Source organism: Vibrio sp. M260112 (assembly GCF_036533775.1).
Lineage (GTDB): Bacteria > Pseudomonadota > Gammaproteobacteria > Enterobacterales > Vibrionaceae > Vibrio.
In genome coordinates this window covers 48,251-69,267 of sequence record NZ_JATABH010000020.1, presented here as the reverse complement: position 1 = coordinate 69,267, position 21,017 = coordinate 48,251, and the positions used below count along the sequence as shown (strand labels likewise).

Here is a 21,017-nt window from a genome sequence, read left to right as displayed (position 1 = left end):
GCTGGCTAGATTCATAGTGTTCAAACAGGGTTCGCCATTCTTGGTTAGTGCGTCGTTTGGCCATTTCAAATCTCCTTTGGGTTGGAGATTTGATCTTATTATTCGGGCTAGACGATTAGAATGCGGGGTTTATGACGCGCTTACTTTGTAAGAGCAAAAATGGACTCGATTGAATCTTACAAGGGCAATCTTGGATTGATTGGTGATGAGTACCAAGAACAAGCTTTGAGATTACAGTCGATTAACCTTTTTAAAAAGCTTAAGCCTTATGATTCAATAGAACAGGAAATCTTTGCAGATATTAAGAAATCAATAATCGAAAATGCAACTAGATTGGATAAAGATCTTGAGGGTTTAAAACGTGCGGAGCCAAGACTGAATAATGCTTTAAAAGAGCTAAGTGAAGAAGATAACTACTTCGCCCAAAAGCTTAAGCATGTGAGGAGTTCGATAGAAACGCTCTTAAAAGAAAGAGGCGATTTGTCTGCTAAGCGTTCGTTAGAGCAGAAAAAATTATGGGTAATGGGGCGTATATCTTTGTATTTAGAAAGCCAGAGCACAGAGGGTAATACAGAGGAACTCCAGAAAAGCCTTGATTTGTTAGAGTCTCAAATAGAGTACATCGAAGAAAAAGTGAGCCCCGATGAAGTTAAGTTAAAACTTGAGTCTCAATTGAGTTGCATTTCCGATGATATGACTAGATGGGCTAGAGAACTAGGCTTAGAACACAGCCAGCACCCAATAAGATTAGACCCTAAGGCTCTAACAGTAGTGGCTGAAACAGCTAAAGGTCGCACTCCTCTTCATCGTATGGGGAGCGGTGCGAACTGGGTCGGCTACCATTTGGTAACATACCTTGCTTTAGCTAAGTGGTTTATTGAACAAAATAGACCTGTCCCGAAGTTTATTTTCTTTGATCAACCGACACAGGTGTTTTTCCCATCTGATACAAGTAGCGCAGGTAATCTTTCTGATATTCAGAAAGATGAAGATCGTGAGGCAGTGATAAAGATGTTTAAATGGCTAACAGAAGTCTCTAAGGAACTGGCTCCAAAGCTGCAAATTATTGTGACAGATCATGCGGATATCGGCGAAGATTGGTTTCAGGCTTGCACTGTTAAACCTAAATGGAGAGGGGAGCATGCCTTAATTCCTGAGAGCTGGGTAACTAGGTACACACGCGAGTCATAACGTTAGAGCGTTCTAGCAAAGAATATAGTATTTACAGAAAAGGCGAACCAAATGGTTCGCCTTTTGTTTTTTAAGTTAGTTTCCAACTTAGTTATCGGTTTCCAACTCGGTTATCACAGTTTCCAACTCGGTTATCTGTGATCAACGAGATAATTAATCTTCGTAGTTGTCGATACTTGGACAAGAGCAGATTAGGTTACGGTCACCGTAGACATTGTCTACACGGTTAACGGTTGGCCAGTACTTCCAGCTCTTAGTCGCAGGTGATGGGAAGCAGCCTAGCTCACGCGAGTAAGGGCGGTCCCATTCATCTTTCGACAGGTCAACTTGAGTGTGAGGCGCTTTCACTAGAGGGTTATTGTCTAGTGGCCACTCACCATTTTTGACTTTGTCCATCTCTTCACGGATAGCAATCATGGCATCACAGAAGCGGTCAAGTTCTTCTAGGTCTTCAGATTCTGTTGGCTCAACCATCAGTGTACCCGCAACAGGGAACGACATCGTTGGCGCGTGGAATCCGTAGTCCATAAGACGTTTAGCGATATCTTCTTCGCTGATGCCTGTTTCTTCTTTAAGCGGACGAATGTCGATAATACATTCGTGAGCAACGCGGCCGTTAGTACCACGGTAAAGTACAGGGTAGTGAGGGCGTAGACGCTCCATCACGTAGTTTGCGTTTAGAATCGCGACTTTTGTTGCTTCTGTTAGACCCGCTTCACCCATCATCGCGATGTAAGCCCAAGAAATTGGCAGGATTGAAGCACTACCTAGATCCGCAGCAGATACCGCGTAGTCGTTGCCTTCAACACCATTTTCGATGTGACCAGGTAGGAAAGGTGCTAGGTGTGATTTAACACCGATAGGACCCATACCAGGACCACCGCCACCGTGTGGGATACAGAACGTTTTGTGTAGGTTTAGGTGTGAAACATCTGAGCCGATAAAGCCTGGAGACGTTAAGCCCACCTGTGCGTTCATGTTGGCACCGTCTAGGTAAACCTGACCGCCAGCCGCATGAACCATTTCACATACTTCTTTCACTTGCTCTTCATACACACCGTGCGTAGAAGGGTAGGTGATCATGATGCTTGATAGGTTTTCTGCGTGCTTTTCGATTTTAGCGGCTAGGTCAGCCATATCGATGTTGCCTTCGTCATCACACTTAACAACGACGACCTTCATTGACACCATAGACGCTGTCGCAGGGTTAGTACCATGTGCTGAGCTAGGGATCAGACATACATTACGGTGCCCTTCGCCACGGCTTTCGTGGTAGCGCTGAATCGCGATAAGACCTGCGTATTCACCTGATGCACCAGAGTTTGGCTGAAGTGAGAACGCGTCGTAGCCAGTGATTTCACATAGCTTCTCTTTTAGGTCTTTGGCTAGAGCTGAGTAGCCTGCGGCTTGATCCATTGGTGCGAATGGGTGAATTGAGCCAAATTCAGGCCATGTCACTGGGATCATTTCAGCAGCAGCATTAAGCTTCATTGTACAGCTGCCAAGTGGGATCATACCGTGTGTTAGCGAGAAGTCTTTGTTCTCAAGTTGCTTCAGGTAACGCATCATTTGCGTTTCGCTGTGGTGCGTGTTGAACACAGGGTGAGTCAAGTACTTAGATGTACGACGCAATGCTTCTGGAATCGCGGCAAACTCGTTGCTAGCAATTTCTGAAGAAAGGGTATTCACATCTTGGCTAACTGCAAATACTGCAAATAGTGCTTCGATATCCGACGTGGTTGTTGTTTCGTCGAAGCTGATGCCTAACTTACCATCAAGCTTGCGCAGGTTGATGTCAGCGGCTTGCGCTTTCGCGTATAGCTCGTCTGTTTTGTCTGCCGAGTTGATAGTGATGGTGTCAAAGAAACTGTTGTGAGCCAGTTCAAAGCCGGATTTGTTAAGGCCGGCCGCAAGGATCGCTGTCATGTGGTGAGTACGGCGCGCGATAGTACGCAGACCTTCTGCTCCGTGGTAAACGGCGTAGAAAGAGGCCATATTCGCTAGCAAAGCCTGTGCAGTACAGATGTTCGAGGTCGCTTTTTCACGACGGATGTGTTGTTCACGAGTCTGCATTGCCATACGTAGCGCTTGGTTGCCGTTGGCATCGATAGAAACACCGATAACACGGCCAGGCATCGTACGTTTATGTTGGTCACGTGTTGCCATGAATGCAGCGTGTGGGCCACCGTAGCCCATTGGTACGCCGAAGCGTTGAGCACTACCGATTACTACATCAGCGCCCATTTCACCCGCAGGTTTAATAAGAGCTGAGGCGAGTAGGTCGGTTGCGACCGTTACTAGAATTTTGTTTTCATGTGCTTTAGTGATGATGTCAGTCAGATCACGAACTTCACCCGTTGTGCCTGGGTACTGAAGTAATGCACCGAACACGTCTTGGTCAGCCAGTGTTTCAACTGCGCCAACTTGAACATCGAAACCGATGTATTTAGCACGAGTTTTGACGACTTCAAGCGTTTGTGGATGAACGTCATCAGCAACGAAGAAAACGTTGCTCTTGCTCTTACCTGCACGCTTACACAGAGTCATTGCTTCGCCGGCTGCTGTTGCTTCGTCTAGCAGTGATGCGTTCGCAATGTCCATTGCAGTAAGATCCATGACCATCTGCTGGTAGTTAAGCAGTGCTTCAAGACGACCTTGAGAAATCTCAGGTTGGTATGGCGTGTACGCAGTGTACCAACCTGGGTTTTCTAGCACGTTACGTAAAATTACGTTTGGTGTGAAAGTGTTGTAGTAACCTTGACCAATAAAGGTACGCTTAATTTGGTTAAGGTTAGCAAATTCGCGCATGGCAACGAGCATGTCTGCTTCGCTTTTTGCTTCTGTAAGCGTCATTGGCTTTTCTAGGCGAATTTGCGCTGGAACGGTCTCTTCGATCAATGTGTCTAGATTCGCTACGTTGATCGCTTCCAACATTTTTTGTTGGTCAGATTTGTTTGGTCCATTGTGGCGTGCAACGAACTCATTTTGTGTGCTGAGGCTTTGAAGTAATTCAGTCATTGTCCTTTACCTACTCCATCATTCGGGTAACGGATTACAGCATTGCTGATAATATTGATTATACGTCCGAACGTTGAAAAAAAGCTGCCACCTAAACGGGGCAGCTTTGCTGTATTCCTAATTACTCGTCTTCGATTGAGTTTAGGTACTCTTCTGCGTCTTTTAGATTGTCTAGCTCTGATGGATCAGACATCTTCACTTTAACAATCCAGCCGCCTTCATAAGGTTCTTCGTTAATAAGCTCTGGGCTGTCTTCTAGATCTTCATTGATTTCAACGATTTCGCCCGTGATTGGGGCGTAAATGTCCGATGCTGCTTTTACAGACTCAACAAGTGAGAAGCTGTCGCCTGCTTCGATTTCGTCTTCAACAGCAGGCAAGTCTACGAATACAACGTCGCCTAGCATCTCTTGTGCGTGCTCCGAAATACCGATAGTTACTGTGCCATCACCGTTGTCACGAACCCATTCATGGCTGTCTGCAAACTTCAGTGTGTTGTCCATTGCTTATTCTCCAAAAAAATAACTGTATTAAATTGTCTATTGGTAAAGTGGGAAGCGAGCGCAGAGTGTTTTTACTTCTTTGCGAACACGTTGCTCTACTTCAGCGTTACCTTCTGGGTTTTCAACTAACCCGTCTAGTACATCGCCAATCCAGTTACCGATGAGTTTGAATTCTTCAGCGCCAAAGCCGCGGCTTGTTCCCGCAGGCGTTCCCAAACGGATGCCCGATGTAATCATAGGCTTCTCTGAATCGAATGGGATGCCATTTTTGTTACATGTGATCCCAGCACGTTCCAGAGCTTCTTCCGCTTTGTTGCCTTTTAGCCCTTTCGGACGAAGGTCAACCAGCATTAGGTGCGTATCTGTACCGCCAGTCACAATGTCACAACCGCGAGTTTGCAATACTTCCGCAAGAACTTTTGCGTTGTCGATCACTGAATCTATATAAGTTGCAAATTCAGGACCTAATGCCTCACCAAATGCGACAGCTTTAGCTGCGATAACGTGCATTAGTGGGCCGCCTTGAAGGCCAGGGAAAACGGCTGAGTTGATCTTTTTGATGATCTCTTCGTGGTTGGTCAGAATCATGCCGCCGCGAGGACCACGTAGTGTTTTATGAGTTGTGGTCGTCACCACGTGTGCATGCGGTAGTGGGCTAGGGTGGGCGCCCGTTGCGATTAGGCCAGCAATGTGTGCCATATCGACCATTAGGATTGCATTCACTTCGTCTGCGATTTCGCGGAACTTAGCGAAATCAATCGTACGTGGAATCGCACTACCGCCTGCAATAATCATTTTAGGTTTGTGTTCAACCGCTAATGCGCGAACATCTTCATAGTTGATTTCAAGTGTTTCACGGTCAACGCCATACTGTACTGCGTTGAACCATTTGCCTGAAAGTGCAGGGCGAGCACCGTGAGTCAGGTGACCTCCTGCGTCTAGAGACATACCTAGGATGGTATCACCAGGTTGAAGTAGAGCCAGTTTTACCGCACCGTTTGCTTGAGCGCCAGAGTGAGGCTGAACGTTGACATATTCACACTTGAACAACTGTTTTGCGCGTTCAATAGCGATAGACTCAACCGTATCTACGTGTTCACAACCACCGTAATAGCGGCGGCCTGGATAACCTTCTGCGTATTTGTTTGTTAAACACGTTCCTTGTGCTTGCATTACCGCTTTAGAAACAATGTTCTCAGAAGCGATAAGCTCAATTTGTTCGTTTTGGCGAGTGAACTCGGCTTGGATGCCAGCGAATACAGCATCATCAGTAGCAGCAAGGTTAGTAGAGAAAAAGTTCTCTAGGCTATGATTTTGAAACGGTTTGTTCATGGTAGATGACCTTCCATTCGTGCCAACGAGATTTTTATATACGCTAATTGGTTCTCGTCAGTTCTACTTCTTTGTCTGCTCATTACTCTGCACGAGCAGGGTGAATTTCCATACCCCAAAATAGCGGGGAAAACTGAAACCAAGGGTTAAATTCCTCAACATTTGGCTTCCGAAATAACATCTCTACAACTAACAAGTTGGTAACATAGCGGTTGTGAAAGGAACAATCAACCAAAAATTTCCTATTGGAAACAAGGTTTCTATTTTTGTTAACAAGAGCACGGTTTATTTCTCATTCGAACCTTTCTTCCACTTTACGCTTCGTGCACAATGAAAAATGAGACAGGAAGTAGTAGAAATTAAGAGGGAAATATGCCCGAAGATATCTTTGATGATTATCCATCTTTGACTCTGGCCAAAGAGGCTGAAGAAAACATTGAACCGCTAAAACTGGGGCAGCGAATTAAAGATATTCGTGGCAAGTTGGGCATTACATTAGAAGAGGCGAGTCAGCGTACAGGGTTGGCGCGTTCGACGTTAAGTAAAATCGAGAATGAGCAGATCTCTCCAACCTTCCAAGCGATGCAGAAATTGGCATCTGGATTGCAGATAGATATGCCGCAACTGTTTGAACCGCCTAGAAAAAAGGTGGCGACAGGGCGTAGAGATATTACCAAGGCAAATCAGGGTAAACCGCATCCTACACCTACCTATGAGCATGAGCTTCTGGCTACGCAACTATCTAACAAGAAAATGATGCCATTTAAGAGTCAGGTCCACGCTCGAAGCTTTGATGAGTACACCGATTGGGTGCGACATGACGGAGAGGAGTTTCTACTGATTTTATCTGGTTCAGTAATGTTCTATTCCGAATTCTATGAACCAGTAGAAATGCATGCAGGTGATAGCGTCTATTATGATGCCAATATGGGGCATATGTTGGTCTCAACCAGTGAGCAAGACGCGCACATTTTGTGGGTTACTGCAAAGTAACGTGAACGGTTTGTTAATTTCTTATAGTGAATGCAAACGGTTGCTTTTGGGTTGAACATGAATGCAATACCGCCACCTTGACGATTTGTTCGTCAAGGTGGCGTTTTTATTTTCAGTCTTTATTGTGAATATGATGTTAAATGTCACATTTTGAACGGTTCTGATCTTGTTAATCGTGCAAATTCTATCTACTCGTGTTTATTATTGGAAACAAGGTTTCCTTGAATGGAAAACGAACCTGACTAAATGGAGACAACAATGACTCAAGAACTACTCAAAACACCTTTGCACGCACTGCACGTTGAAGCTGGCGCAAAGATGGTACCTTTCGCTGGTTATGATATGCCAGTTCAGTACAAACTTGGTGTTAAAAAAGAGCATCTACACACGCGTGATGAGGCAGGCCTGTTTGATGTGTCGCACATGGGACAGCTTCGTCTTCATGGTGAGGGCGCAGCGGCGTTTCTTGAGTCACTGGTTCCTGTTGATATTATCGATCTGCCTTCTGGCAACCAGCGCTACGCGTTCTTTACCAATGAACAGGGCGGCATTATGGATGATTTGATGGTGGCTAACTTAGGCGATCATCTATTTGTTGTTGTCAATGCGGCATGTAAGCAACAGGATATTGACCATCTGGAAGCGCACCTACCGTCTGGCGTAGAGCTGGAAGTGATTGATGATCGTGCTCTTCTTGCGCTTCAAGGCCCTAAGGCTGTAGACGTTCTCAAGCGATTCAACCCACAAGTTGCCGATATGCTCTTTATGGATGTGAAGAAGCTAGAGATTCTTGGCGTAGAGTGTATCGTGAGCCGCAGTGGTTACACGGGTGAAGATGGTTATGAAATCTCGGTACCGAACACCCATGCTCAAGAGCTGGCGCAAAAGCTGACAAACGAAGAAGAAGTTGAGTGGATTGGTCTCGGTGCACGTGACTCACTTCGTTTAGAGTGTGGTTTATGCTTATACGGTCATGATCTTGATGCAACTACATCTCCAGTAGAAGCAAGCCTACTTTGGGGTATTCAGAAGGTTCGTCGCATCGGTGGTGAGCGCGAAGGCGGCTTCCCTGGTGCAGATATCATTCTAAACCAAATTGAAAATAAAGATGTTTCTCGCAAGCGTGTTGGTCTAGTTGGTCAAACTAAAGCGCCAGTTCGTGAAGGTACAGAGCTGTTTGACGCTCAGGATAATCAAGTGGGTGTCGTGACGAGTGGTACTGCTGGTCCTAATGCGGGTAAGCCAGTTTCTATGGCTTATGTGCGTGCAGACCTTGCTGCTATTGGCACAGAACTGTTTGCAGATGTACGTGGTAAGAAGCTACCAATGACTGTTGAAAAAATGCCATTTGTTCCGCAAAGGTATTACCGAGGTTAACATCTCGTGACCTAAATAAATTCTTGTGATAAAACCTCTCAATTCTGAGAGGTTTTTTTATACTTATATAGTACCCAAGTGCTATGGAGAGCGAGCTGTGATTCGAAAGTTAGCCATTTTACTTTCTAGTTTATATGTAACCAGCGCTTATACCAGTGTTGAAATTACGCCATATGTAGTAAATGGTAATGATATTAGTGCAACCAAGTATCCCTCTTTTACGAGTCTCATGTACGATCGTATTGATTATGATCGTATATATGGTACGTCGCCGTACTGTGGTGCCACGCTGTTAACACAGTACTATGTACTGACGGCGGCGCACTGTATTTATGGCGATACCAATACCCAGCTGTTTACCTCAGTCGTTCCCCAACTTCAGAATGAGTCGGACTTTCCCAACGCTATCACACAGCGAGTGATGGTGAGTGAATACTATTACCCAGACAACTACAACAACGATACTTTAGCCAATGATATTGCTATTTTGAAGCTGTCCCAGCCTATTACCGCCGTGTTCGATTACGCCGATCTCGCAAGCAGTACCGATGCGACCAACTATCGAGGTATCAGTTCAGGTGATCCTTTCTTTGCGGTTGGTCATGGTAATACCCAGTCTGGTTATGACGATAGCGAGGCTCTTCAGGAAACTCAGCTGCGCTACGTTAGCAATTCGAACTGTCATTTATACAATGTCGATACGTCAGCGAATTTATGCATGGACGGAGCGTCAAGACAAAATGGTCGTGATAATGCAACCTGTCAGGGGGATTCCGGTGGCCCATTATTCTGGAACAACAAGCAGGTAGGCATTACCAGTTTTGGTCCAACGACTTGTGGTGATATGAGTGTGATTGCCAATTCAATATTTACAGAGGTGTCAGACCATCGGGCCTGGATAAGTTCAGTACTCAATGGCTCAGAAACGCCAAAAGTGACGGTCAACGATGCGCAGCGAATCAGTTACCTCAATTCGATAAACGCAAATAGCTCGGGTGGAGACTCAGGTGGGGCAAACAGTTGGTTGGGACTACTTATCTTGAGTGGTATTGCTCTATGGCGTCGTAAGTCTTCTTATCTGCAACAGCATAGTTAACCGTCATTCTTCTGGTACAATTTTTTTGCTGTTGTGAATCGCCTAACAGATAACTCGGTGTGTTCTCAAAAATAAGAAATTAGTTCTAAGCCCATGATTACCATGAATTAAATAGCGGTAGTTTAATTCACTTGATTAATCAACATGTTGACTATTTAGTTCTAAACGATAGTTTTAATTTATCAACAACGTGTGCAGGGACCCATTATGACTAACCGTGATAACGACAAGATTACTCTGATTTCTGATGTAAGCATGCAATCTAAACTGCTTAAGGACTCTTTGGAGAAGGGCTTAGGATTACAAGTTAGCATAGTGACAGCTGATACTTTGCAAGCAATGGATGAAGGGCAGGGGCAATTAGATAGCTTAGTGCTTATTGATTACCACTACTTGGATGATAGCAAGTTTGAGTACTATAGCAGCGCCAAATCTCATAGCGATGCTACGATCAAAGAAATTGTTTTCAATTGCCCAATTGATGCGTCTTCAAGCCAACTGTTTAAATGGCGCAATTTGGTTGGGGTCTTTTACCTTGATGACGAAGTTCCTCTGCTGCTTAAAGGCATGGAAAAAATAATGAGAGATGAGATGTGGCTATCGCGAAAAGTCGCGCAAGACTACATCGAGCATTTCCGCTGTGCCAATACAGTGACCACGTCTCAGGCTTATGCCAACCTCACTAAACGTGAGAAGGAGATCATGCGTTTACTTGGTCACGGTGCGTCAAATATCCAAATTGCAGACGAACTGTTCGTCAGTGAGAATACGGTTAAAACGCATCTTCATAATATCTTTAAGAAGATCAATGCGAAAAATCGCCTGCAAGCCTTGTTATGGGCTAATAACAACATTTCGCTAGAAGAGCGCGTTTAGTTTTACAATCTTATCTCAATCAATGAAATACAAAGGTCTGGATAACACCAGACCTTTGTTGTTTAGAATACGCAATGTTTCGCGTAACTGGTCGCTTCATTGGCGCTCCAGTCACCTTTTGGTTTATCTTCGAGAGCGCTACACCAAGCTTCGCTTCCAACCGCATCGAGTAACACACAGTGTTTAGCGTAATCGACGGTACCTTGAGCGTTCCATTCACTTTTTGGTTTGTCCGCCATCTCGTCACACCACGCTTGAGTACCCACCTCAGCTTTGCAGGCATTTAGTGCAAGAAGAGTGACTACAGAAAGTATGATTTTCTTCATTTTGTTTTCCAAAGATTGTCAGTGGACGTCACTATACCTAAAACGGCCGGGTTTGGTGTTTGGGGAATGAAAAAATAAAGAAAATAGCCTATCGAAACGTTTCGATGAGGTGATCTGAATCACTCTGTGCCAACAATAGTGGTTGCCAAAGAAGATCAAATTCACACTCTACTTATCTTGCTCTCGAATTTATGAGGTGAGCGACTATTATTCTATCGAAACGTTTCGATGAGTTTTTTCTCAATAACAAATCTGATAGTGAAATCAAGACTCACCATTTTGTAAACGTGTATTTGATAGGTCGATGAGATGAAGAAAAGTACCCTAATAAATTCTGAGCTTTCGTACTTGGTAGCGACGTTAGGTCATACCGATGAGATAACGATTTGTGACGCAGGATTACCAATACCAGACGAGGTTCAGCGTATTGATTTAGCCCTGACACATGGTGTTCCGTCGTTTATGGAAACCGTTAAAGTGATGTTGTCTGAATCTCAAATTGAAGGCGTAGTGGTTGCGCAAGAATTTGCAGCGGTTAGTCCAGAACTCCATGAGGCGCTGAAAGTTGAGCTACTTGCAGAGAGTGTGCGTTGCGGTAAAGAGATCTCTATTTCCTATGTGTCACATGAGGAATTTAAAGCACGTACCCGACAGAGCCGAGCAGTCGTTCGTACGGGCGAGTGTACTCCTTATGCAAACGTCATATTTCAAGCGGGCGTGGTTTTCTAACCCTCGCAATAGTAAGGAAGAGTTATGACTCAAGCTATCCTACAGTTGAGCTCGATCGAGAAAGCATTCCCTGGCGTTAAGGCGTTAGATAAGGCGAGCCTGAATGTCTACCCTGGGCGCGTCATGGCCCTGATGGGAGAGAATGGTGCGGGCAAATCGACCTTGATGAAAGTACTGACTGGTATCTACAGCAAAGATGCGGGCACCATTCAATACCAAGGCCAAACCGCAGCATTTAAAGGACCTCGCGACTCTCAAGAGGCGGGCATCAGTATTATTCACCAAGAGCTGAATCTGATCCCTGAACTGACGATTGCCGAAAACATTTTCCTTGGCCGTGAGTTTACCAACGCGTTTGGTGGCATTCAGTGGCAAAAGATGTACCAAGAAGCCGATCGGTTGCTTGGCCGCCTTAACGTTAAACATCCATCAAGCACCTTGCTTGGCGAGCTTAGCTTGGGCGAACAACAGATGGTTGAAATCGCGAAGGCGCTGTCGTTCGAATCAAAAGTCATCATTATGGATGAGCCGACAGACGCGTTGACTGATACTGAAACAGAGTCGCTGTTTAATGTCATCAACGAGTTACGCGCTCAAGGATGTGGCATTGTTTACATCTCTCATCGTCTCAAAGAGATTTTTGAAATTTGCGATGATATTACCGTTTTACGTGACGGCAAGTTCATTGGTCAATGTCAGGTGTCGGATACCGATGAAGATGGCCTAATCGAAATGATGGTTGGGCGTAAGCTTGATGAACAATACCCACGCATTGATGTCCGCCATGGTGAAACCTGCCTTGAAGTGATTGGCTTAACGGGTTCAGGCATCCAGGATGTGAGCTTCACGCTCAAACGCGGTGAGATCTTGGGTGTATCCGGTCTTATGGGCGCGGGTCGAACTGAACTGATGAAGGTGATCTACGGAGCACTGCCAAGTGAACGAGGTGTCATCAATCTCGACAATAAAACCATCAACCCAGTCAGCCCACAAGATGGCTTGGCGAATGGGATTGCGTACATCTCTGAAGATCGTAAAGGAGACGGATTGATTCTGGGGCTTTCGGTCAAAGAAAACATGTCTTTATGTGCGCTCGATAAGCTGGCAAAAGGTGGTCGAATCCAGCACCAAGACGAAATTATTGCCGTTGAAGACTTTATCAAGCTTTTCAACATCAAAACACCGACACGTGATCAGATCATTGGCAACTTATCAGGCGGTAATCAGCAGAAAGTGGCGATTGCGAAAGGCCTAATGACCAAGCCGAAAGTCCTAATTTTGGATGAACCGACACGCGGTGTAGACGTTGGTGCCAAGAAAGAAATCTATCAACTGATCAATAAGTTTAAAGCCGACGGTATGAGCATCATTCTTGTCTCTTCAGAGATGCCGGAAGTTCTGGGTATGAGTGACAGAATCATAGTGATGCATGAAGGACGAATTAGCGGCGAGTTCAATGCTAAAGACGCCGATCAAGAAAAACTACTCGCCTGTGCCGTAGGCAAAAAGATTAACGAGGAAGCAGCATGAGTACCAATACCATGAGCAAACCAACACAAACAAACGGCAAGAAGCTGTTTAGCAAAGAGTGGTTGATTGAACAAAAGTCTTTGATCGCACTTCTATTCTTAATTGTCGTCGTATCGTTTTTAAACCCGAACTTTTTTACCGTTGACAATATTCTCAACATTCTGCGCCAAACGTCCGTCAATGCAATTATTGCGGTCGGTATGACATTGGTCATTCTTACCGCGGGTATTGACCTTAGCGTTGGCTCGGTACTGGCACTTTGCGGTGCGTTTGCCGCGAGTCTTATCGCAATGGAAGTGCCTGTCCTGATTGCGGTGCCAACCGCTCTGCTAGCGGGTGCCGCACTGGGTGCTATCAGTGGTGTCATTATCGCTAAAGGTAAGGTGCAAGCGTTTATCGCTACCTTGGTAACCATGACTTTGCTTCGTGGCGTCACTATGGTTTACACCGACGGTCGTCCTATTTCTACAGGCTTTACTGATACGGCGGATGCGTTTGCTTGGTTTGGTACGGGCTACGCACTAGGCATTCCAGTACCGGTTTGGTTAATGGTGATTGTGTTTGCTGCTGCGTGGTATCTGCTGAATCACACCCGTTTTGGTCGCTACGTCTACGCCTTGGGCGGTAACGAATCGGCAACCCGTTTATCTGGTATCAACGTTGATCGTGTAAAAATTGGCGTATACGCCATCTGTGGCTTACTCGCTGCATTGGCAGGCATCATCGTGACTTCTCGACTCTCTTCTGCTCAACCGACTGCGGGTATGGGCTATGAGCTAGACGCTATCGCTGCTGTGGTATTGGGTGGCACTAGCTTGATGGGAGGTAAGGGCAGAATTATGGGAACCTTGATTGGTGCACTAATCATCGGCTTCCTCAACAATGCGCTCAACCTACTCGATGTTTCGTCTTACTACCAAATGATCGCGAAAGCAGTTGTTATTTTGCTTGCGGTACTGGTCGACAACAAAAACAAGTAAATCATAACTAAATAGAGCCAAGTGACGTGTCTTGGCTCGCCCTACACAAGGACTGAGAAAATGAAAAAACTCGCAACTTTAATCTCTGCAGCACTACTTTCTTCAACCGTTTCTGTATCGGCGCAAGCACAGGACACGATGGCAATCGTACTGTCGACGCTGAACAACCCATTTTTTGTAACGATGAAAGATGGCGCAGAAGCGAAAGCTAAAGAGCTAGGTTACGACCTGATTGTTCTGGACTCACAGAACGACCCAAGCAAAGAACTATCAAATATTGAAGACTTAACCATTCGTGGTGTAAAAGCGATTCTGATCAACCCAACAGATTCTGATGCAGTATCGAATGCAATTCGTATGGCAAACCGCTCTAATATCCCTGTTCTAACACTAGACCGTGGTGCTAGCCGTGGTGAAGTAGTGAGTCACATTGCCTCAGACAACATTGTTGGTGGCGAAATGGCAGGTAACTTCATCGTTGAAAAAGTGGGTATGAAAGCGAAAGTTATCCAGCTTGAAGGTATCGCGGGTACATCAGCCGCTCGTGAGCGTGGCGAAGGTTTCATGAACGCGGTTAAAGGCAGCGAAATGGAAGTTCTTGCGAGCCAACCGGCAGACTTTGACCGTACTAAAGGTCTTAACGTGATGGAAAACCTCCTCGCGGCTAACCCAGACGTACAGGCTGTGTTCGCTCAAAACGATGAGATGGCTCTTGGTGCGCTACGTGCCGTTCAAGCTTCAGGTAAAGATGTGATGATTGTCGGCTTCGATGGTACTCACGACGGTATTGCAGCGGTGAACCGTGGCAAATTGTCTGCAACTATCGCGCAGCAACCAGACCTAATCGGTGCGCTTGGCGTTGAAACCGCGGATAAAGTACTGAAAGGTTCAGCGGTTGAAGCGTACATCCCAGTACCGCTAAAAGTGATCACTAAATAATATCGCTTAGCCCTCCCGCCTAAACAGGGTGCGGAGGGCGAATAGCCATGAGCTTTGTCGCAAAGTTTATCGCTATTACTCCTGTTCACATTTGCAAGGCTCAATTGAGCCGAGGATTACCTTATGAATAAGTTAGTGGTTTTAGGTAGTGTTAACGCTGACCATGTTCTTCAAGTGCCTTCTTTTCCTCGCCCTGGCGAGACGCTTCATGGTCGTAATTACCAAGTTATTCCCGGTGGGAAAGGCGCAAACCAAGCGGTGGCTGCTGCACGTCTTAATGCGGATACCGGTTTTATCGCCTGTGTTGGGGATGATGCTTTCGGTATCAATATCCGAGAAAATTTTAAGATGGATCGCATCAATATCGCTGGTGTCAAAATGGAGCCAAACTGCCCAACTGGCATTGCGATGATTCAAGTCTCTGATAGTGGTGAAAACAGTATCTGTATTTCTGCTGAAGCCAACGCCAAACTGACCGCTGAAGCGATTGAATCCGATTTGGAGCGCATCCGTGGTGCAAGATTCCTACTGATGCAACTTGAAACACCAATGTGTGGTATCGAAAAAGCAGCCAGTGTTGCAAAAAGCGCCGCAACTAACGTGATTTTAAACCCAGCTCCAGCGCGTGAACTGTCTGATCAACTGCTCGCTTGTGTTGATGTGATTACGCCGAATGAAACCGAAGCAGAAGTGTTAACAGGCATCACGGTGACTGACGACGAGAGTGCGCAAGAAGCCGCAAATGCGTTACACCGTAAGGGCATCGAAATTGTTTTGATTACCTTAGGTGCCAAAGGTGTGTGGTTGAGTGAGAATGGCCGAGGCGAGCTGATCTCGGGCTTTAAAGTCGACGCAACGGATACCACTGCCGCAGGAGATACCTTTAATGGGGCATTGGTCACTGGTCTGTTGGAAGATTTACCTCTAAAATCAGCGATTAAGTTTGCTCATGCAGCGGCGGCTATCTCAGTAACTCGGTTTGGTGCACAGACGTCAATCCCAACCAGAGAAGAAGTGGATACATTTTTAGCCGAACACAGTGAGTCGTAGAGATCGTTATTTGATGGAGAAAATGACATGGCAACCATGAAAGATATTGCAAAGCTTGCGGGAGTCTCGACTTCCACGGTTAGCCACGTCATAAACAAATCACGCTATGTGAGCGAAGAGATCTCTGTGCGGGTGAATAGTGCGGCTCAACAACTTAACTACCGTCCGTCAGCTTTAGCAAGAAGTCTCAAAGTTAACAGGACGAAGACCATTGGGATGTTGGTGACGACTTCGACCAACCCTTTCTTTGGTGAGGTCGTGAAAGGTGTTGAGCGCAGTTGCTATCATCAAGGCTACAATCTTATCTTGTGTAACACTGAAGGCGACCATGAGCGAATGCGAGAGTCTATCAATACTTTGTTGCAAAAGCGAGTCGACGGTTTGATCCTGATGTGTTCTTCACTTGAAGGAGAGCGCATCGAAGTCTTCGAACAGTACCCTGATATTCCCGTGGTAGTGATGGACTGGGGGCCAATGCTGTTTACCAGCGATAAGATTCAGGATAACTCTTTGCGCGGAGGATATCTGGCGGCAAAACATCTTATCGATTCAGGTCACACCGAGATTGGCTGTATTACCGGCCCGTTGGTAAAACACCAAGCCCAAATGCGTTATGAAGGGTATAAACGCGCACTGAATGAATCAGGCTTAGACTTTAACGCCAATTGGATCATTGAAGCGGACTTTGAATGTGAAGGCGGGTTTGAGGCATTCAACAAAATGCTTGCGAAAGGCAGATTACCGAGTGCTATTTTTGTCTGTAACGACATGATGGCAATGGGGGTGATCAACGCAGCTAACGCGAAAGGGATTCGTATTCCTGAAGATATTTCAATTATTGGCTACGATGATATTCATATTGCTAAGTTTATGAGCCCATCACTGACGACTATCCATCAGCCAAAATACCGCTTAGGAAAAGCGGCGGTGGAAGCGCTGCTTAATCGACTTGAAAAAGGCGCAACGGACGCACAAGTGGTTCAGCTAGAGCCTACTCTAGTTGAAAGGGCAACCGTACAAAACATAAAGTAACCCAGAAACACGCTACTCAACAGTTGACGGAAGTCTCTTGTTCAAATTCAATACTTATCTCCGGATTGGGTTGTTCATTAAACGCATGATTGATGCTATTGATGATTAAGTTAGAAATAACCTGAGTCAAAACACCGGGTAAGCTGTTCATCATTACCGAGAGTTCTCCTTGTAATCTCGGGGCTACAGGAAGTTCAGTATAGACCTCGAGATTTGATTGTGATTAACGACATAAAGTGGAAGGTTGTGGAAGGGCAACTACACTTAACAAATACGGTAGGAGAGCCCAATGCGTTGGATAGTCATTTGCCTTATTTTTTCGTCACAAGCCTTAGCAACCAAAGTGCTACTTATTGAAAGTTATCACTCAGGTTACTCTTGGGATGCGAGTTACATCGAAGGCATAAAGCAAACGTTGTTGCCCTCTATTGAGTTCGAAACATTTCAGATGGACACTAAACGTCTACCGATGGAACAATTTGAACGGAAATCAGATCAGGCTTTTACCGCCTATCAAGAGTTTAAGCCTGATATCGTCATGCTGGGTGACGACAATGCACTTAGCTACATGCTCCTAAAACTGTACGATGAGCCAATTTCCATCGTCTTCCTTCAACTTGCAGTACAAGGCGCATCAACCGTAATACCGATTGTGACCGGAAACCAAGGTAAGGCGATCTATTCGAAAAGTGAGCTGTCGCGTTGGGGCTAAACATGCCATCCCACTGGCAGCAGTTGAGTAAATGTTGTAGTCAAACTAGCAGATAGTAAGAAGTTTGAAGTCAGTCTGCTGATTAGATTTACAAAATATTGAATTGCAGTTAAAAAGTATCAAAGTATTAGTCATTGATGACGATAACTAATAATGAGCAAATATTGAAAGTAGAATTATGAGCGGATCAAGTAGTACGATTTTAACGGAAAGCGGCACCAACGAGCTGGAAATCATCGAGTTCCATTTAGTCAAAGAGTTGCCGGACGGTCGAAAGAAAACCTGCTATTACGGGATTAATGTCGCTAAGGTTCGTGAAGTAATTCAAGTACCAGATACGACAGATTACCCAAATGCACAGCCTCATATGGTTGGGGTGTTCTCGTCAAGAGACATCTTAACACCACTGGTGGATTTGGCTGGTTGGCTTGGTGTTCCGACCTCAAATGACAACTCACGTAAATTCGTTATTGTGACTGACTTTAACAATATGACTAATGGTTTTCTAATCGATAGCATTAGCCGCATTCATCGAATCTCTTGGAATGATGTCGAGTCACCTAGCCAGTTTTTGGAAGCGGGTGAACAAGATTGTGTGGTTGCTGTAGTTCGTAAAGATGGCAATCTCATCATGATATTGGATTTTGAGAAGATCATTGCTGACATCAACCCAGAACTGAGTATGGAAAAATACGATGTGACTTTGGATAAGAGCGTGGATCTTAACCAACGTATGGTCAAGAAGCGCAACGCCAAGACTCTGATGGTGGTTGACGATTCAGCGTTCATCCGCTCGATGATTCAAGATACATTGAGCTCTTCTGGTTACAACGTCATTGCGTGTAAAGATGGCGGTGAGGCACACGACAAATTAATGAATTTGATTGAAGTTGCCAAAGAAGAGAATCTACCAGTCAGTGAATTGATCGACGGCGTAGTGACTGACGTGGAAATGCCGCGAATGGATGGTATGCACTTGGTCAAACGGTTACGAGATAGTGAAGCTTACGCTAACATTCCAATTGTGATGTTTTCGTCACTGATGAGCGAAGACAACCGAGCGAAAGCATTGGCCTTAGGTGCAAATGACACGATTACTAAACCAGAAATTGGTCGCATGGTGTCGATGATGGATAAGTATGTTTTTCGCGACAATGCTAAATGATTAACAAATAAAAAAAGGATACGCAATGCGTATCCTTTTTTGTATTCAAGCAGTAGATTAACCTTCGCTGCGAGTACTACGACCGTGACCACGTTCGCCACGGTAGTTACCACGGTGATCACCACCACGGTTACGGTCAAAGCGACGTTCACCTTCACGACGAGCACGACCACCTTCACGGTTGCCATCACGACCGCCTTCACGGTTACCACGGTAGCCACCTTCACGGTTGCCTTCGCGATTACCACGGTAGCCGCCTTCACGATTACCACCTTCACGGTTACCACGGAAACCGCCGTCACGACGAGGTCCACCATCGCGACCGCTACGACGTGGCTCACGGAAATCGTTGAAGTCACAGACTACAGCGTCAACTTGCTTCTGACGGATACGTAGCTTACGTAGTTTGCCAGCAGTTTCAGAAGACATCGCTTTTGGTAGCTGAACGTAAGTTTCGCCTTGTGCTAGTTTGATTGCACCGATAGAACCTTTAGTCAGCCCCAGCTCGTTTGCAAGTGCACCAACGATATCTTTAACCTGAACACCTTGCTCGCGACCAACTTGAAGTTGGTAAGTATCCCAATCTTGAGTATTGAATGAGCGACCACCTTCACGGCGCTCTTTACGACGTTGCTTGTCACGCTCAATTGCTTCAGTCATTGGGTCTTCGCCAATGTAGAACAGTGGACGTTTACCTTGTTGGCGCTTAAGCAGGATAGCGGCTAATGTCGCTGCGTCTAGTTCTAGAGATTCTTGAAGCTTTTCTACAAGCTCAGCAAATTTTTCTAGTGCTTTGTGTTCTTTTTCTGTTTCTAGTTCTGCGCCTAGTTTAGCTAGACGAGACTCTGCAACTTTGTCACGGTGAGGAAGTTGAATCTCTTCCATTGATGATTTAGTCACACGTTCGATAGTACGCAGCATACGTAGCTGGTTAGTGCGAACGAGAAGGATTGCTTTACCTTTACGTCCAGCACGGCCTGTACGACCGATACGGTGGATGTATGATTCAACATCGAATGGGATGTCGTAGTTGAATACGTGCGTAATACGTGGAACGTCAAGACCACGTGCAACAACGTCAGTTGCAACTAGGATATCGATAACACCTTGTTTGATGTGATCAACAGTACGCTCACGTAGAGACTGAGGGATATCACCGTGTAGTGCCGATGCTTTGAAGCCACGTGCACATAACCAGTCTGCTAGACGCTCTGTGTCTTGACGAGTACGTACGAATACGATTGACGCGTCAGTCTCTTCAGTTTCTAGAAGACGAGACATCGCTTCGTCTTTTTCTACGCCTTTAACAACCCAGAATTGTTGTTCTACTTTGTCTACCGTGTGGTTTTTACCAGCAACGTCAATCGTTTCTGGATCACGAAGGAAACGTTCAACAATGCTTTTCAGCATTGGAGGCATAGTCGCTGAGAATAGTACGCGTTGCGCAGATTCTGGAGCGTGCTCCATGATCTCTGTTACATCATCAACAAAGCCCATGTTTAACATTTCGTCTGCTTCATCAAGTACGAATGTATGAACTTCGTCAAGATGCAGACGATCACGGTTGATAAGGTCTTGAACACGACCAGGAGTACCGACTACGATTTGCGCACCGTTCTTAAGTGCACGCATTTGATCAACGATAGATGCACCACCGTAGATCTCGAGCACTTTAAGGCCATCGATGTTTTTACCTAGGTTCTTAATTTCAGCCGCTACCTGAATCGCAAGTTCGCGAGTTGGTGCAAGAACGATAGCCTGAGGCTTACGTTGTGCTAGGTCTAGCTTGTTAAGAAGAGGTAGAGAGAAAGCCGCAGTTTTACCAGTACCAGTCTGAGCTTTACCTAGTGCGTCTTTACCTGCCAATAGGTGCGGGATAGCCGCAGCCTGAATTGGAGTTGGTGAAACGAAACCCATACCTTCAAGAGCTGAAAGGATTGAGTCGTTAAGCGCTAGGTCGCTGAACTGAATTACGGAATCTGTCATTGGGATCCTACTTTATATATGTCAACAAAAGGTCCCACGAGCTCTACCAATTCCAATACCAATCCAGTTGAGAGCTGATTCCATTCAGATGCGGAAAAGTCGTAAATCGCATCAAGCCACTAGGGACGTAAATAAGGGGGCGGATTATTCCCTAAAAGCATAAAAAAAGCTAGAAAAAATTGA

The 21,017-nt window shown here is 45.5% G+C and carries 19 protein-coding genes; 13 read left to right on the top strand and 6 right to left on the bottom strand.

Annotated elements, in window-relative coordinates; all coding sequences use genetic code 11:
- The first annotated feature begins 159 nt into the window (after positions 1 to 159).
- Positions 160 to 1,191 carry a DUF3732 domain-containing protein gene (locus QTN95_RS10905; RefSeq protein ID WP_331417501.1) on the top strand — a complete coding sequence of 344 codons (1,032 nt, stop codon included), beginning with the start codon at positions 160 to 162 and terminating at the stop codon, positions 1,189 to 1,191.
- 153 nt (positions 1,192 to 1,344) lie between these two features.
- Here the strand turns inward: QTN95_RS10905 and gcvP are convergent, their stop codons facing one another.
- The 3 genes from gcvP to QTN95_RS10890 form a co-directional block, all read right to left on the bottom strand.
- Complete coding sequence (gcvP, locus tag QTN95_RS10900) at positions 1,345 to 4,209, bottom strand: aminomethyl-transferring glycine dehydrogenase (protein WP_331417500.1); 2,865 nt, start codon at positions 4,207 to 4,209, stop codon at positions 1,345 to 1,347.
- Between the two features lie 121 nt (positions 4,210 to 4,330).
- Positions 4,331 to 4,711 carry a glycine cleavage system protein GcvH gene (gcvH, locus tag QTN95_RS10895; RefSeq protein WP_138973171.1) on the bottom strand — a complete coding sequence of 127 codons (381 nt, stop codon included), beginning with the start codon at positions 4,709 to 4,711 and terminating at the stop codon, positions 4,331 to 4,333.
- A 36-nt stretch (positions 4,712 to 4,747) separates the two neighbouring features.
- Positions 4,748 to 6,043 (bottom strand): serine hydroxymethyltransferase, encoded by a 1,296-nt coding sequence (locus QTN95_RS10890; protein ID WP_331417499.1) that lies wholly within the window; start codon positions 6,041 to 6,043, stop codon positions 4,748 to 4,750.
- A gap of 372 nt (positions 6,044 to 6,415) precedes the next feature.
- Here QTN95_RS10890 and QTN95_RS10885 point away from each other — a divergent pair, with 372 nt between their 5' ends.
- From QTN95_RS10885 to QTN95_RS10870, 4 genes are all read left to right on the top strand, one after another.
- Positions 6,416 to 7,036 carry a helix-turn-helix domain-containing protein gene (locus QTN95_RS10885; RefSeq protein ID WP_138973173.1) on the top strand — a complete coding sequence of 207 codons (621 nt, stop codon included), beginning with the start codon at positions 6,416 to 6,418 and terminating at the stop codon, positions 7,034 to 7,036.
- Positions 7,037 to 7,294: 258 nt separating this feature from the next.
- Positions 7,295 to 8,413: a glycine cleavage system aminomethyltransferase GcvT gene (gene gcvT / locus QTN95_RS10880; protein WP_331417498.1), complete on the top strand. Its 1,119-nt coding sequence runs from the start codon at positions 7,295 to 7,297 to the stop codon at positions 8,411 to 8,413.
- A 100-nt stretch (positions 8,414 to 8,513) separates the two neighbouring features.
- Positions 8,514 to 9,509, top strand: a complete 996-nt coding sequence (locus QTN95_RS10875; protein ID WP_331417503.1) for a trypsin-like serine protease — start codon at positions 8,514 to 8,516, stop codon at positions 9,507 to 9,509.
- A 207-nt stretch (positions 9,510 to 9,716) separates the two neighbouring features.
- The gene (locus QTN95_RS10870) at positions 9,717 to 10,385 is read left to right on the top strand and encodes a LuxR C-terminal-related transcriptional regulator (RefSeq protein ID WP_331417497.1); all 669 of its coding nucleotides are present in this window, start codon (positions 9,717 to 9,719) and stop codon (positions 10,383 to 10,385) included.
- 62 nt (positions 10,386 to 10,447) lie between these two features.
- Here the strand turns inward: QTN95_RS10870 and QTN95_RS10865 are convergent, their stop codons facing one another.
- Positions 10,448 to 10,711, bottom strand: a complete 264-nt coding sequence (locus QTN95_RS10865) for a DUF3012 domain-containing protein (RefSeq protein ID WP_331417496.1) — start codon at positions 10,709 to 10,711, stop codon at positions 10,448 to 10,450.
- A gap of 309 nt (positions 10,712 to 11,020) precedes the next feature.
- On the opposite strand from QTN95_RS10865, the gene rbsD reads away from it, so the two are divergent.
- The 6 genes from rbsD (at position 11,021) to QTN95_RS10835 (ending at position 16,971) form a co-directional block, all read left to right on the top strand.
- A complete protein-coding gene (rbsD, locus tag QTN95_RS10860; RefSeq protein ID WP_331417495.1) occupies positions 11,021 to 11,440 on the top strand; it encodes a D-ribose pyranase in 420 nt (139 codons plus the stop codon).
- 24 nt (positions 11,441 to 11,464) lie between these two features.
- The gene (gene rbsA, locus QTN95_RS10855; protein ID WP_331417494.1) at positions 11,465 to 12,970 is read left to right on the top strand and encodes a ribose ABC transporter ATP-binding protein RbsA; all 1,506 of its coding nucleotides are present in this window, start codon (positions 11,465 to 11,467) and stop codon (positions 12,968 to 12,970) included.
- On the top strand, positions 12,967 to 13,950 hold the full coding sequence (rbsC, locus tag QTN95_RS10850; RefSeq protein WP_138973179.1) for a ribose ABC transporter permease: 984 nt from the start codon (positions 12,967 to 12,969) through the stop codon (positions 13,948 to 13,950). Before rbsA ends, rbsC begins: the two co-directional genes overlap by 4 nt.
- A gap of 60 nt (positions 13,951 to 14,010) precedes the next feature.
- Complete coding sequence (gene rbsB / locus QTN95_RS10845; RefSeq protein ID WP_331417493.1) at positions 14,011 to 14,889, top strand: ribose ABC transporter substrate-binding protein RbsB; 879 nt, start codon at positions 14,011 to 14,013, stop codon at positions 14,887 to 14,889.
- Between the two features lie 123 nt (positions 14,890 to 15,012).
- Complete coding sequence (gene rbsK / locus QTN95_RS10840; RefSeq protein WP_331417492.1) at positions 15,013 to 15,939, top strand: ribokinase; 927 nt, start codon at positions 15,013 to 15,015, stop codon at positions 15,937 to 15,939.
- Between the two features lie 27 nt (positions 15,940 to 15,966).
- Positions 15,967 to 16,971, top strand: coding sequence for a substrate-binding domain-containing protein (locus tag QTN95_RS10835; protein WP_331417491.1), 1,005 nt, complete (start codon positions 15,967 to 15,969; stop codon positions 16,969 to 16,971).
- A 16-nt stretch (positions 16,972 to 16,987) separates the two neighbouring features.
- On the opposite strand, the gene QTN95_RS10830 is transcribed toward QTN95_RS10835, so the two are convergent.
- A complete protein-coding gene (locus QTN95_RS10830; RefSeq protein WP_331417490.1) occupies positions 16,988 to 17,125 on the bottom strand; it encodes a hypothetical protein in 138 nt (45 codons plus the stop codon).
- Between the two features lie 135 nt (positions 17,126 to 17,260).
- Here QTN95_RS10830 and QTN95_RS10825 point away from each other — a divergent pair, with 135 nt between their 5' ends.
- Positions 17,261 to 17,683 (top strand): hypothetical protein, encoded by a 423-nt coding sequence (locus tag QTN95_RS10825; RefSeq protein ID WP_331417489.1) that lies wholly within the window; start codon positions 17,261 to 17,263, stop codon positions 17,681 to 17,683.
- Between the two features lie 178 nt (positions 17,684 to 17,861).
- Positions 17,862 to 18,848 carry a chemotaxis protein gene (locus QTN95_RS10820; protein WP_138973184.1) on the top strand — a complete coding sequence of 329 codons (987 nt, stop codon included), beginning with the start codon at positions 17,862 to 17,864 and terminating at the stop codon, positions 18,846 to 18,848.
- A 57-nt stretch (positions 18,849 to 18,905) separates the two neighbouring features.
- On the opposite strand, the gene QTN95_RS10815 is transcribed toward QTN95_RS10820, so the two are convergent.
- On the bottom strand, positions 18,906 to 20,834 hold the full coding sequence (locus QTN95_RS10815) for a DEAD/DEAH box helicase (RefSeq protein ID WP_331417488.1): 1,929 nt from the start codon (positions 20,832 to 20,834) through the stop codon (positions 18,906 to 18,908).
- Positions 20,835 to 21,017 lie beyond the last annotated feature (183 nt).